We start from the raw sequence: 13,356 nt of genomic DNA, 5'->3' as shown, positions 1-13,356 counted from the left end.
ATGCGTATCGGTGTGTTGACCAATGAATACCCCCCGCATGTGTATGGCGGGGCGGGAGTCCATGTTGACTATTTAACCCGGGAATTGGCCCGCGTGGAAAACGGCCGGCACTCCGTCGAGGTCCTTGCCTTCGGGGACCAGCATGTCGCTCGCAGCACGCTTCAGGTCAATGGGGTCAACGGCGATCTCGGAGCCCGGCCGCAGTATCCGCAATGGGGCAAGGTGGTCGATCCCCTGTTCAAGAACCTGCTCATGGCCGCTCAGGCCGAGGCCTGGGACATCGTGCACTGCCACACTTGGTACACCCATTTTGCGGGCTGTTTGCTGCAACAATTGCTGGGAATCCCGTTGGTGCTGACCACCCATTCCCTGGAGCCGCATCGTCCCTGGAAAGCTGAACAACTGGGCCCAGGTGGCTACCGGGCCTCCACCTGGCTGGAAAAGACCGCCTACCAAAATGCCGACGGCGTGGTGGCGGTTTCCGGTTCGATGGCCAGCGACGTGCAGACCCTGTACGGCGTGGCGCCTGAGCGCGTGCGGGTCATCCACAACGGCATCGATCCCGAGGAATACCATCCGGGGCAGCAGACCGCCCCGCTGGAAGATCTCGGCGTCGACCCCACGGTCCCCTATGTCCTGTTCGTGGGCCGGATTACCCGACAAAAAGGGATCACCCATTTGCTGCGTGCCCTGGAGCAGGTCCGCTCCGGCACCCAGGTGGTGCTCTGCGCCGCCTCACCCGATACACCGGAGATTGCGCGGGAGACCGAGGCCTTGGTCCAGCAGCTTCGCGACCAGGGGCATTGCCGGGTGCACTGGTTCGACACCCCGATGCCCAAGGAGCAGCTCATACCGTTATACGCCCATGCGGCAGTCTTTGTCTGTCCCTCCATCTACGAGCCGTTCGGGATCATCAATCTCGAGGCCATGTCCTGCGCCACACCGGTGGTCGCCTCCAGTGTCGGCGGTATCCCGGAGATCGTGGTCCACGACGAGACCGGGTATCTGGTGGGATTTGAACCGGCGGGGAGCGAGGACAGCGATCCCAAAGATCCCGACCGGTTTGCCGCGGATTTGGCCAAGGCCGTTAATGCGGTCCTCGACGATCCGGAAAAGGGGGAGGGATTCGGACGGCAGGCCCGGCAGCGGGTGCTGAGTCATTTCAGTTGGCGCTCTGTGGCCGCCCAGACAATTCAATGGTATCAGGCCCTGACCGGATAACCCGCCTCGATTCGGGGTCCCGCTGGTGCGATTTCACTCCGGCCGGCGGCAGGACCCAAGCCAAGGAGTTGCGTTATGCCGAAGCTGGCCCGGCCCCCTGAGGAGGTGTGGCCGCAACATACCGAGACCACGTTGTTCGCTGCTCTCTCGGCAGGGCATCTCGTTGTGACGGCCACGAACCGTCTGGCTCGGGAACTCCGCGGTCGTTTCGCCCGTTGGAATATGGAGCACGGTCGCCGGGTTTGGCGCACACCGGACATTCTGCCCTACGCGACCTGGCTGAGCCGGAGCTATCAGACGATCTGGAGCGATCCGGCCTCTCCAGACGTGCCTCGCCTGCTGACCCCGGCCCAGGAACTCGCCGTCTGGGAGGACGCCGTTCAGCAGAGCCCGGAAGGTCGACGGTTGCTCAATGCCGGCGCTGCGGCCCGCAGCGCCCGGGAGGCGTGGCAGTTGTGGCAGGAGTATTGTCTCAACGAGGAGGCGATCCAGGCTGAAGCCGGGCCGGATACCGAAGCTTTTCTTGGGTGGGCAGCAGCATTCCGCGATCGGTGTCGCAAGCGGCAGTGGCTGGATAGCGGCCGACTGCCGCGGGCATTGAGGGGACTTTTGGCCCAGGGCAAAGGCGATATCCCGGAGGAAGTCACCCTGGCTGGCTTTGATCTTGTCTCCCCGATGCAGCAAGAACTCGTTCAGACCCTGTCCGAGGCCGGCTGCCCGGTCTGGGTTCTGCAGCCCCAGGAGGTGCAGAGCCGGGTCGCTTGTGTGCCCTGTGCGGACGCCCGGCAGGAGATGGATGACGCCGCCCGCTGGGCGCGAGAGCTGCTGGAGGAGTCCGCCTCGATTCGGATCGGCATTGTGGTTCCCAATCTTCAGGCTGTGCGTGAGGATGTCCTTGAGGCACTGGAAGCGGTTCTTGAGCCGGAGCGGCTATTGCCCTGGGGTGGTGACACACCTTCCTGCATCAATGTCTCCCTGGGCGGACCGGTTGCTGAGACCGCTGTGGGCCGTTGCGCCCTGGGGCTGCTGCGACTTGGGCGAACGACGTTCAAGACCGAAGATTTTGGCGCGTTGTTGCGCTCCCGCCATTGGGCCGGGGGCGAGTCCGAATGGGCCGCGCGAGCGGAATTGGAGGCAGCGGTGTATGCGGTTGGCGAGCCGCAATGGACCCGGACGCTGGCGGAGTTTTTTCTGGCTCGGCACGGCGAAACGGATTGCCCGGAGACAGCCCGGGCGCTGCACCGTTTTTGGGCTCGGCTCGATGACCTTCCTCGGAAACAGTCCTGGAGCCAATGGGCGGAAACGTTTGGCGAGGTGCTCCGCAGCGTTGGCTGGCCCGGGGCCTCGGGGCAGCCAAGCGCAAGCTATCAGGCAGTGGAGGCTTGGCAGGAATGCCTGGAAGGTCTGGAACAATTTGACCAGGTCCTGGAACCCGCCGGGTATGGTGAGGCCCTGCAGCGGCTCGAACAGCTCGCCCGGGAGACCCTTTTCCAACCAGAGTCCGGCCACCATCCGGTGCAGGTCCTGGGACTTCTCGAAGCGGCCGGGAGCCGTTTCGATGCCCTGTGGGTCATGGGCCTGACCGACGAAGTCTGGCCTCCGGCGGCCCGTCCCCACCCCCTTCTTCCCCATGCGTTGCAAATCCATTCCGACATGCCCCATTGCGCTGCGCAACGGGAATTGCGCTTTGCCCGGCAAGTGACGCACCGCCTGAGCACTGCCGCTCCGGAGGTCGTTTTCAGTTTGCCGCAACGCGACGGCGACCGTGAGTTGCAGCCAAGCCCCCTGCTAGCCGACCATCCCCGTATCGCGCGAGATGAGCTGTTGCCCACCACTGTCCCCTCCTTGTGGGAGCAGCTGGGTCAGGCAGCCGAACCCCATTGGGAACTGGACGAAGGCGCGCCCGCGCTGGTTGAGGGCACCAGGTTGCGCGGGGGCACCGGAACGCTCAAGGCCCAGGCGTTGTGTCCGTTTCAGGCCTTTGGCCGGTTCCGACTCCAGGCTGCTGCGGTCCGGCCGCCGGAGCCGGGAATAACCGCCCTGGAGCGGGGCAATCTGGTGCACAAGGCCCTGGAGACATTTTGGGCCGAAATGCAAACACGTGAGCGGTTGCAGGGAGCATCTGCCGAAACCATCGCCGCCACAGCCAGAAAGGGGGCCCAAAAAGGCGTGGAGCAACTCGCCGAGCGCCGCCCGATGACGTTGACCGGGCGGCACCGGGAACTCGAAGAGGACCGGCTGACTCGGCTTCTGGAACAGTGGGCGGCTCGGGAATTGGAACGCACCCCCTTTGCAGTGGTCGAACGGGAACACCGGGTGGAGGCCAGTTTTGCTGGTGCCCGTTTACGGATCGTTTGCGATCGGGTCGACCGGCTCGACGACGGCCGCCTGGCGGTGGTGGACTATAAAACCGGCGAAATACGGGTTTCGGATTGGTTCGCCCCCCGCTTGCTGGAACCGCAATTGCCCCTGTATGCCTTGCTCGCGGAAACCGAGGTTGCGGGGATTTTTGTGGCCCGCATCAAGACCGGGCACCTGGAATACGCCGGTGTGGTTGGCGACGACCAGGTCCATTTGCGGTGCCGGGCGTGTGAGTCCATGAAAGCCAATGCCGAGGGGCTTACCTGGCAGGAATTGTTGGAAGTATGGCGCGGTCTACTGACCCAGTTGGTCTCGGAGTACATGCGCGGCGAGTGTGCGGTGGCCCCGGTGGAGGAAAAGCGCAGCTGCCGGTTTTGTGACCTCAGGTCCTTGTGCCGGTTGACCGACCGGAAGCGGTACCCTTTCTTTGAACACGACGGAGTGGACCCATCCTGAGGCCCTCGCGAGAGAAGAAGAGAACTTCGACCAGTTTGACCGGGGAGAACCAGTGACTGCACTACCAAGACAACGCCTTTGCAAATGGGGATTCTGGGCGGGGCTGGCCGGGATCACGGGTGCCGCCCTGGGGCCGTTCGCTGGACCGGAATTGACACCGTCGCACGGGGATAAGCTCAATCACATCCTGGCCTTTCTGGTCTTGGGGCTCCTTGGCGCCGGGGCGCTTGTGCCCGATGCTGAGCGCAGGACCCAAAAATATGGGGTGGCACCGCGAATCACGGCCCTGTTTGTGGGGTTGCTTGGCTACGGCATTGGCCTTGAGCTGGTGCAGGGGCTTTTTCCGGCGCGGCAGTGTGCCCTGGGGGATGTCCTGGCCGACGGGGTGGGCATTGGTCTCGGGCTGGGGCTGGCCAGCCTGATCAGATGGGCAGAGACACGAAAAAAGGCGCAGTGATGGATTCGAATCTCGCCGACGGTAAGCAGCGCAGCAGGGCGCTGGACCCATACACATCGTTTATCGTCCAGGCCCCTGCCGGGGCGGGGAAAACGGAGCTTTTGACCCAGCGCTACCTCGTCTTGCTCGCTGGGGTAAGCGCACCGGAAGAGGTCCTGGCCATTACCTTCACCCGCAAGGCGGCCACCGAGATGCGCAATCGCATCATTGCCGCCTTGCAGCGGGCCGGTGATCCGACGCCGCCGGACAAGCCCCATGAGGCGCTGACCTGGCGTCTGGCGCGGGCGGTTCGCGAACAGGACCAGCTCCTTGGCTGGGAACTGGAGCAGGCCCCGTCACGATTGAAGATCCAGACCATCGATTCGCTGTGCGCGCAACTCACCCGGCAGATGCCGGTTTTGTCTTCATTTGGCGCGGCCCCCGGCATCCGCGACGACGCCAGGGAGTTTTACCGGGAGGCGGCCCGCAACACCCTGGCCGAGTTGGACAACGAAACGTGGTCTGAACCGTTGGCGACTCTGCTCGCCCATCTCGACGGCAACACCGACCAATTCGAGGCGCTGCTGGTGGATATGCTCGGCCGGCGGGACCAGTGGCTGCGGCATGTGCTCCAACAAGACGCCAGGGGACAGGGCCGGCAGATACTTGAAGCGGGGTTGGACAGGATCGTCAGCCGGGCGCTCGCCGAGTTGACCGTTTTTTTTGGCGACGAGCGGGGCGAGGAACTGCTCGAACTGCTGCGGTACGCCGCCGCCAATCTCGAACGCGATGGGAAAACCTTGCTGGCAAATTGCCTGGGAGTTGAGGAATTTCCCGACCCGGATCCAGCCGCTTTGCCCTTTTGGCGTGACGTCTGTGATTTTCTGCTCACGGATAGCAACCAGTGGCGCAAATCGGTCACCAAAGGGCTCGGGTTTCCCGCCCCCAGCAGTGTTGGGACAGCGCAGAAGGCGCAAGCCAAGGACTCCAAGGAGCGGTGGCAGTCTCTGGTTGCGGATCTCGCCGATGAAGAGGGGCTTTTGGAGACCCTGCAGATGGTCCGGGGACTGCCGGAAGGCAACTACAGCGATGCACAATGGACCGTGCTCCAGGCCCTGTTGGCGGTCCTCAAACTCGCCACGGCCCAACTCCTGCTCGTTTTCCAGGGCGCCGGGGAAGTCGATTTTATCGAGATCGGGATGCAGGCCCGCCACGCCCTTGGCGAGCCCCAGGCTCCCACCGATCTGGCGTTGAGTCTGGACTACCGTATTCAGCATATCCTCATGGACGAATTCCAGGATACCTCCGTGACCCAATTCGAGCTTTTGGAGCGGCTCGTTGCCGGTTGGCAACCGGATGACGGGCGGACGTTTTTTGGGGTCGGCGATCCCATGCAGTCCATTTACCGCTTCCGCGAGGCCGAAGTCGGGCTGTTTTTGCAGGCCGCCCGCAACGGCATCGGCGATATCCCTTTGGAACCGCTGGTTCTCTCGGTCAACTTCCGTTCCCAGGCCGGGGTGGTCAACTGGGTCAACGCGGTCTTCCCGGACGTGATGCCGACCCAGCCGGAGGCGATGACCGGTGCGGTGCCGTACACCCCGTCGCAGACCATACGGGCAGCGAACGCGGAGCACGCCGTGTCCGTGCACCCCCGCCGCGCGGCAAATGAAGCGGCCGAGGCGGAGGAGGTGGCGGCCTCTATCCAGACAACCCTGGAGACGGTGCCCCAGCATGAGCGCATAGCTGTGCTGGCCCGGGCGGCAAATCATCTGGTCCCGATTGTCCAACGCTTGCGCCGCGACGGCATCCCGTTTCAGGCCGTGGATATCGATCCCGTGATCGAAAAGCCGGTTGTCAGCGATCTGCTCGCCTTGACCCGGGCCCTGGCCCGCCCGGCAGACCGTCTGGCCTGGCTCGCCGTGCTCAGGGCCCCGTGGTGCGGTCTCAGCGCAGGGGATCTCTGCACGGTGGCGCAGGAGTGTTCGGGGCCCTTGTGGCCGGCTCTCGAAGGGGCTGTTCAGGAGCAGACCGTTTCGGCCTCAGGGCAACACCGTCTGCAACGGGTTGTGGGGAGTCTGCGTCCTGTTTTGGAACAGCGCGAATACATCGCCTTCTACAAGGGGGTGGAGATGGCCTGGCACGCCCTTGGCGGGCCGGCGTGTTTGACAGATGCGGACGAGCAGGAAGCCGCGAGGGTGTTTTTTGAACTCCTCCGGCACCTCTCGACGGGCGGCAGAACCCCCTCCCCGGAGGAGGTGGAGGAAGGCCTCGCCAATCTGCGGGCCCGCCCGGAACCCGACGGGGCGGCACGGGTGCAATTGATGACCATCCACAAGGCCAAGGGGCTGGAATTCGAGACGGTGATCATCCCGGGACTTGGTCGCGGCACACCTCCGGTGGATCGGAGGCTGCTCATGTGGCAGGAGGTGCCGCGCGACACTGGCGGTGAGGACCTGCTGCTGGCACCGGTTCCGCCCACCGGCGGGAAACCCGAGGCGACATACAGGTATATCCAGCAATTGGAGAAGACCAAGACCCGTCTTGAGGAAGGGCGGGTGTTGTACGTGGCCGTGACCCGGGCCAGGGAGCGGCTGCATCTTTTCGGAGCTGCCAAACAGCGCGCCGACGGGACGCTTGCCCCCGTGTCCGGATCACTTCTGGAACTGCTCTGGCCTCATGTGAAGGACCGCTTTGAAGCGTGCCAAGGGGCGGCGGAGGACCAGGAGGGCGTTCAGCCGGAAGCCCAACAAGGGTATTGGCTCAGACGATTGCCCGCAAACTGGGAGGTGCCGGCAGTTCCGGTACGCGTGGGGGGCAGTGCGCGGGGAGTGGAGGGCCAGAGCCGGGTTGAACGCCCTGAGTTCGATTGGGCCGGCCGGACCGTGCGGCGGATCGGAACCGTGATCCATCGGTGGCTGATGCGGGTGGCCCAGGAAACGGAGCAGCATTGGCACGAGCGTTCTCTGGCCAGGTGTCGCGAGGCGTTCCGGCGCGATCTGGTCGGCGAAGGGGTCGTTGGTCCTGAGTTGAGCGCGGCGGTGGATCGGGTGGAGCAGGCCCTGGCGCAGATCCTGTCAGACCGGCGCGGGCAGTGGCTTCTTGCTTCCCACAGTGAGGCCCGCTGCGAGTATCCCTTGACCGGTGCCCTGGATGGAGAACTCCATTCAGTGGTCCTGGACCGCACCTTTGTCGATGGACAGGGGCAGCGCTGGATCGTGGATTACAAGGCGGGGAGGCACAGCGGCTCGGACCTGGAGGCATTCTTGGATCGTGAGCAGGAGCGCTACCGCGAGCAACTCGAAACCTACGCCCGCCTCGTGGCCTTGTGGGAAAAGCGGCCCATTCGTTTGGGGCTCTATTTTCCGCTTGTCCAGGGATGGCGGGAGTGGGCCTGGAAAGGGGAAGGGCAAGACACCTAACCGTTTTTATTCCAGTCCCACCTCAGGGGCGATCTCCTGGACCGCGGTGATCGCCAGCTGGAGGAAAGCCCCCTGTTCAAGGCCGATACGGTCGCATTCGGCGAGCCGTTCCCGACTGACATTGGCCGCGAAACTCTTGTCCTTGATTTTCTTTTTCAGACTCTTGGGTTTGAGCCCCTCCATTTTGTTCGGGCGCACCAGGGCGCTGGCCCGGACCAAGCCGGTCACCGTCTCGCCGCAGCGCAGGGCGAAGTCCAGGCGGGTCGTGGCGGCGACCCCGGTCATTTCGCTGTTGTGGGCCCGAATGGCCTGGAGGGCTTCGTCCGGCAGATGGTCCGCAACCATCTGCGCTCCGAGAACGCCGTGCTGCTCCGGCGTCTCTTTGGTCTGGGCGTAGTCGATGTCGTGGACCAGCCCGGTCAAACCCCATACGGTTTCATCTTCACCCAACTCCCGGGCGAGGTGGCGCATGACCGCTTCGGTTTCCAGGGCGTGGTGCAAAAGGTGTTCTTCTGAGGTGTGTTCCTTGAGCAGTGCCAAGGCCTGTTCCCGGTTGAACATGAGCGCTCCTTGATTGCTTGCGTCAATGGCGGCGGATGATGTCGATGATGAGCCAGAGCCCGAAGAGGGCGGAAAGAATGAAGCCGACGATCCCCAGGGCGGGGTATCCGAAAAGCAGGGGTTTGACGCCGGTGGTCACGATCATGGAGGACCCGATGATCATGGCTGCTGTCAGCAGGCCGAGGGTCAGCCGATTCGTGGCGGCCTGCAAGGTCTGCTGCAGCGAGGAGAGGTTTTCGTGGCGAAAGCGGATGGTGAAGGCGCCCTGTTCCATCTTCTCCAGGATGTTCCGGGTCTGGCGGGGCAGGTCCTTATACATGGCGCCGAAGTCGTGCATGCTCCGGCGCAGATTGCGCAGCAGCGTTCCTGGGCTGTACCGTTTGCGAAACAGCCGCTCCACAATGGGCCGAGCCTCGTTGATGATATTCAGGTCCGGGCAGATAAGGCGGGCGCTGCCTTCAGCAGTGACCATCGCCTTGACCATCATGGCCAGATCCGTGGTGATCTGGATGCGGTGCTGGCGCAAAAGGCCGGTCAATTCCATAAGGATTTGGCCGATCTGGATCTGGCCCAACGGAAGGCTGTGGTAGATATCGAGGATATCCAGAATCTCCCGTTCCAGGGCGTCCTTGTGCTCCAGCTCGCTGTGCCGGGCAAAGAGCAGCAGGGTTTCCAGGATACTGGAACTGTCCCGAGTGATGACCCCGCGGACCATGTCCAGGAGGCGCTGCCGGGTCAGCGGGGTTAACCGTCCGACCATGCCCCAGTCGAGCAGCGTAAAGTGGCCGTCGCGTTGGACGATGATATTGCCGGGGTGGGGATCGGCGTGGAAGAAGCCGTCCTGGAGCACCTGCTGCAGCGTGACCCGAATGCCTTGGCGGGCGAGCTGGTGGCGCTCTTTGTCCGGCAGGGTTCCGACCTCGGAAAGCAAATGGCCCTGGACCAGGTCCAGGACCAGGACTTTGGAGGTGGTCAGGTTTTCGCGCACCGCCGGGATGTGGGCGTATTGATTGTGTTCCAGATTGGCCCCGGCGATGCGGATATGGCGAGCTTCACGCCGAAAATCGAGTTCGCGCAGCAAAGACCGTTTGAGTTCGCGGACCAGGCCCGGCAGATCGTAAAACTGGAGAAATTCCACGTGCTCATGAAGTTGCCGGGCCAGGACATCCAGGATGTACAGGTCGCGCTGAACAGTGTTCTCGATGTCTGGGCGGCGGACTTTGACCGCGACTTCCTCCCCGGTTTGCCGCAGGGTCGCCTTGTGGACCTGGGCCAGGGAGGCTGCGGCCAGGGGCGTGGTGGCGAAATCCACAAAGAGTTCATCCAGCTCGACGCCCCATTCGGCTTCGAGTTGACGGCGGATGGGCGCGAAGGGGCCGGCCGCGACATCGTTTTGCAAGCGGCTCAGTTCCCGGGCCAGGGGGGCCGGGATGAGGTCTGAGCGCAGGCTCAGGATCTGGCCGAATTTGACGAAAGTTGGCCCGAGGTCTTCAAGCATGCGCCTGAGGCGTTCCCAGGTCCCCATTTTGGGAACTTCGGGCGTCTTATACGGTCTGAGCCGACTCGGGATGTCGAGTCGGCTCAGAATATCCCCGTAGCCATACTTGAAGAGGATAAAGACGATGTCCTTGAAGCGCCCCAGGTGGGCAATGGCGTGTATGTCCACGGGGATCCTTATTCGGGGGCGGCTTCTTCAGTGGCGGGTTCTAAACGTTCGACCTGAGCCTCGAGCTGTCCCAGGCGGCTTTCGACGCCCTTGAGTCTGGACTCAAGGGTCTCGACCTGGCTCTGGGTCGCGATGTGCAACCCTTCCAGGGAATTGGTAACCGCTTTGCTTATTTCGTCACGGATTTCGGCGAGTTCTCGTTCGCCGGTCGCGGCCATTTCTTCGGTGACCCGTCGGGCCTCCTCGCGGGTCAGCTCACCGCGTTCGACAAGACGCTGCATGGCCTCTTCGACACGGTCCTTGGTGATAAAGGCCGCGCCCAGACTAGCGAGAATGGAGCGTTTGAGGGTATCCAGCATACGGGCCTCCTTGCATGGCCAAAAGTTCAAACTTGTCCAGTAATGCGCAAAGACTACAGGCTGTCCCGGACGAGTGCAAGGGTGGGCGTTCAAGACAGCTTGGCACGACCGTGACTGTGAATCTGAAACGGGCCTGGAGCGGAATATGGACAAGCGAAAAGGTACCCGGATTTTCGCCTCTGCCGGGAATATCTCCAGACCTTGGCCACCATCCGGCCCACAGGGCACGGGGGCACGTTTTTTGCCCGATCTGCTAGAGACCCATGATATTGTAGCCGGAATCCACATAGAGGATGTCGCCGGTGGTGCCGCGGGAGAGGTCGGAGGCCAGATAGACTGCGGTGTTGCCGACATCCTCCTGGGTCACGTTGCGTTGCAGCGGAGCGCGCTGTTCGATGTGGTTGAGAATGGTCTTGAAACCGGAAATGCCCGAGGCAGCCAGGGTCTTGATCGGTCCGGCGCTGATGGCGTTGACCCGGACCTGCTTCTGGCCCAGGTCGACCGCCAGGTAGCGTACACTGGCTTCCAGCGTCGCTTTGGCCACGCCCATGACATTATAATTGGTCACGACTTTTTGTGAGCCATAGTAGGTCAGGGCCATGACCGAGGCCTCGGGGGTGAGTAGCGGTTCGAAGGCGTGGCACATGGCCACCAGGGAGTAGGCCGAGATGTTCATGGCGGTGGCAAAGCCTTCGCGGGAAGTGTCGAGAAATCTGCCTTTGAGGTCCTCGCGATGGGCAAAGGCGATAGCGTGGACCAGGACATCCACTTCACCCCATTTGTCGGCTACGATGTCTTTGGCCTGCTGGATTTCGGTGTCGTCGGTGACATCCATCGCCACGGTGAATTCGCCCCCCAATTCTTCGCTCAGGGGCTCAACCCGCTTTTGCAGGGCTTCGCCGGGATAGCTGAAGGCCAGGCGGGCGCCCTGGTCCTTGAAGGCCTTGCCGATGGCATAGGCGATGCTGCGGTTGTTGGCCACGCCGGTGATAAGGGCTTTCTTCCCTTGAAGTAGCATATACGGACTCCTGTGTTCGTGCTGCGGTGGAGGGCAAGCGAAAGCGGTGCCGCCATTTCTTCAGGGGCATCGCAATGGTCCTTGTTTGAAGGCTGCTCAGGTCGCGTTGTGTGCGGTTTGCGGGCTTCCGCGCAGCGACACTGACGAAAGGCAGCCATGGCCAGCCATACTTGGAGATGGTCCTTGAAGCAAGTCTTTGGCCTGTGGGCACCGTGTGGCTGGGATTGGCCCCTGCTTTGTATGCGGTGGCAGTATGTTTTAAGTTGTGCTGTTTCTCTTTTTTTTCCAGGCTTTTATAGAAAAATGGCGGCCCCGGGTCCGGATTCAGGTTGCCAAAGCAGATCCGGAAGCATACCACAGGGCTTCGTCTGGGCGGTCGTCCCGAGTCCGGTCGCGGTGCCGCGACAGGGGCGGGACCGCAGTTTTCAATTTGGCAGCCCCTGGAGCGTGAACGGTGCAAGAGGCACGGCGGCCAGGGAGGTGATTGGGGCGTGTATGCGTATTATCATCATCGGGGCCGGTGAAGTCGGCTACCATATTGCCAGCCGGTTGGCGTCGGAAGACAAGGATGTCGTGGTCATTGATATCAATGAAAAGGTGCTTGACCGGGTCTCGGAACAACTCGACGTCCAGACAGTGCTGGGCTCGGGGTCGAGTCCCAAAGTTCTGGAGAAGGCCGGGGTGCGGGATGCCGACATCCTGCTGGCCGTCACTGACAGCGACGAGATCAACCTGATCGCCTGCACCTTCGCCAATATCCTGTCCCCTGGCCTGCGCAAACTGGCCCGGATCCGGAATCCCGAATATACCGACTACCAGGAGGTCCTGGCCAAGGATATTCTGGATATCGATATGGTCATCAACCCTGAAGAAGAGGTTATCCGGACCATTGAACGCTTGATGGGGGCCCCGGGGGCTGTCGATATCAGTGATTTTTCCGAGGGGCGGATCAAGCTTGTCGGTTTGTGGGTTCGCGAGGACAGTCCCGTGGCCGGGACCAAGCTGTTCAACCTCCGTGAAAAGGTTGGGCACGAGCGGCTGATCGTCGCGGCTATCATCCGCAATGATCGCTTGATCATTCCCCAGGGCGATAACACGCTCAAAGACGGCGATCTCATCTACTTTGTCTGTGAGGACCAGTATCTGAACAAGGTGCTGACAGGCTTTGGCATCCATAGTGAGACCCTGCGCAACGTCCTGATTATCGGGGGCGGCAATATCGGATTCAAGCTGGCCAAGGGTCTGGAAAAACGCAACGTGCACGTCAAACTCATCGAAATCGATCGGGCCAGGTGCGAATTTCTGGCCGAGAATCTGAACCGGACTGTCGTCCTTCAGGGCGACGGCACGGACCAGGGCCTGCTGCTGGAGGAAAATGTCCGCAGCATGGATGTGGTGGTCACGGTGACCGGCGATGAAGAATACAATGTGCTCTGTTCGCTTTTGGCCAAGAATCTCGGGTCCAAGATGACCATCACCCGGATCAATAAATTCGCCTACCTCCCGCTGGTGCGCACTGTAGGTTTGGAAAACACCGTCAGTCCGCGCCTTTCTGCGGTCAACGCCATATTGAAGCACGTCCGGGAAGGGCGTGTCATTTCAGCCATTTCGATCAAGGAAGAAGCGGAAGCGCTGGAAGCCATCGCCCAGGACAAATCGGAACTGGTCGGCAAACCGATCAAGGACCTGCCCTTTCCGCAGGGGGCGATTGTCTTGTGCCTCATTCGGGGAGAGGATGTGATCATCCCTACCGGGGATTCGATCATCGAACCCAATGATCGGGTCATCGTCCTGTCGACCAGGCGCAATATAGCCCGGGTGGAAAAGGCGCTGACCGTCAAACTGGAGTATCTGTAACC

The 13,356-nt window shown here is 62.2% G+C and carries 9 protein-coding genes; 5 read left to right on the top strand and 4 right to left on the bottom strand.

Going from position 1 to position 13,356, the window contains the following annotated elements:
* The 4 genes from glgA (at position 1) to DRET_RS09860 (ending at position 7,893) form a co-directional block, all read left to right on the top strand.
* Complete coding sequence (glgA, locus tag DRET_RS09875) at positions 1–1,221, top strand: glycogen synthase (RefSeq protein WP_015752405.1); 1,221 nt, start codon at positions 1–3, stop codon at positions 1,219–1,221.
* A gap of 75 nt (positions 1,222–1,296) precedes the next feature.
* Complete coding sequence (locus tag DRET_RS09870) at positions 1,297–4,038, top strand: PD-(D/E)XK nuclease family protein (protein WP_015752404.1); 2,742 nt, start codon at positions 1,297–1,299, stop codon at positions 4,036–4,038.
* Positions 4,039–4,090: 52 nt separating this feature from the next.
* Positions 4,091–4,495 (top strand): VanZ family protein, encoded by a 405-nt coding sequence (locus tag DRET_RS09865; RefSeq protein WP_015752403.1) that lies wholly within the window; start codon positions 4,091–4,093, stop codon positions 4,493–4,495.
* Entirely contained in the window at positions 4,495–7,893 is a 3,399-nt protein-coding gene (locus DRET_RS09860) for a UvrD-helicase domain-containing protein (protein ID WP_015752402.1), read from the top strand. Before DRET_RS09865 ends, DRET_RS09860 begins: the two co-directional genes overlap by 1 nt.
* A 6-nt stretch (positions 7,894–7,899) precedes the next feature.
* Here DRET_RS09860 and DRET_RS09855 read toward each other — a convergent pair whose 3' ends face one another.
* The 4 genes from DRET_RS09855 to DRET_RS09840 form a co-directional block, all read right to left on the bottom strand.
* On the bottom strand, positions 7,900–8,454 hold the full coding sequence (locus tag DRET_RS09855; protein ID WP_015752401.1) for an HDIG domain-containing metalloprotein: 555 nt from the start codon (positions 8,452–8,454) through the stop codon (positions 7,900–7,902).
* Between the two features lie 22 nt (positions 8,455–8,476).
* Positions 8,477–10,120, bottom strand: a complete 1,644-nt coding sequence (locus DRET_RS09850; RefSeq protein ID WP_015752400.1) for an ABC1 kinase family protein — start codon at positions 10,118–10,120, stop codon at positions 8,477–8,479.
* An 8-nt stretch (positions 10,121–10,128) separates the two neighbouring features.
* Positions 10,129–10,479 (bottom strand): phasin family protein, encoded by a 351-nt coding sequence (locus DRET_RS09845; protein WP_015752399.1) that lies wholly within the window; start codon positions 10,477–10,479, stop codon positions 10,129–10,131.
* 253 nt (positions 10,480–10,732) lie between these two features.
* Positions 10,733–11,497: an enoyl-ACP reductase FabI gene (locus DRET_RS09840; RefSeq protein WP_015752398.1), complete on the bottom strand. Its 765-nt coding sequence runs from the start codon at positions 11,495–11,497 to the stop codon at positions 10,733–10,735.
* A 495-nt stretch (positions 11,498–11,992) separates the two neighbouring features.
* Between DRET_RS09840 and trkA the strand changes: the two genes are divergently transcribed.
* Positions 11,993–13,354 (top strand): Trk system potassium transporter TrkA, encoded by a 1,362-nt coding sequence (gene trkA / locus DRET_RS09835; protein WP_015752397.1) that lies wholly within the window; start codon positions 11,993–11,995, stop codon positions 13,352–13,354.
* Positions 13,355–13,356: the final 2 nt, after the last annotated feature.

This window comes from Desulfohalobium retbaense DSM 5692 (genome assembly GCF_000024325.1).
GTDB classification, from domain to species: domain Bacteria; phylum Desulfobacterota; class Desulfovibrionia; order Desulfovibrionales; family Desulfohalobiaceae; genus Desulfohalobium; species Desulfohalobium retbaense.
The sequence above is the reverse complement of the archived record's forward strand: the minus strand, read 5'-3'. Positions and strand labels throughout refer to the sequence as shown.

Excerpts from the sequence above, each read along its gene's own strand:
- glgA (WP_015752405.1), top strand. The coding sequence starts at position 1 with ATGCGTATCGGTGTGTTGACCAATGAATACCCCCCGCATGTGTATGGC.
- DRET_RS09870 (WP_015752404.1), top strand. The coding sequence starts at position 1,297 with ATGCCGAAGCTGGCCCGGCCCCCTGAGGAGGTGTGGCCGCAACATACC.
- DRET_RS09840 (WP_015752398.1), bottom strand. The coding sequence starts at position 11,497 with ATGCTACTTCAAGGGAAGAAAGCCCTTATCACCGGCGTGGCCAACAAC.
- DRET_RS09860 (WP_015752402.1), top strand. The coding sequence starts at position 4,495 with ATGGATTCGAATCTCGCCGACGGTAAGCAGCGCAGCAGGGCGCTGGAC.
- trkA (WP_015752397.1), top strand. The coding sequence starts at position 11,993 with ATGCGTATTATCATCATCGGGGCCGGTGAAGTCGGCTACCATATTGCC.
- DRET_RS09855 (WP_015752401.1), bottom strand. The coding sequence starts at position 8,454 with ATGTTCAACCGGGAACAGGCCTTGGCACTGCTCAAGGAACACACCTCA.
- DRET_RS09845 (WP_015752399.1), bottom strand. The coding sequence starts at position 10,479 with ATGCTGGATACCCTCAAACGCTCCATTCTCGCTAGTCTGGGCGCGGCC.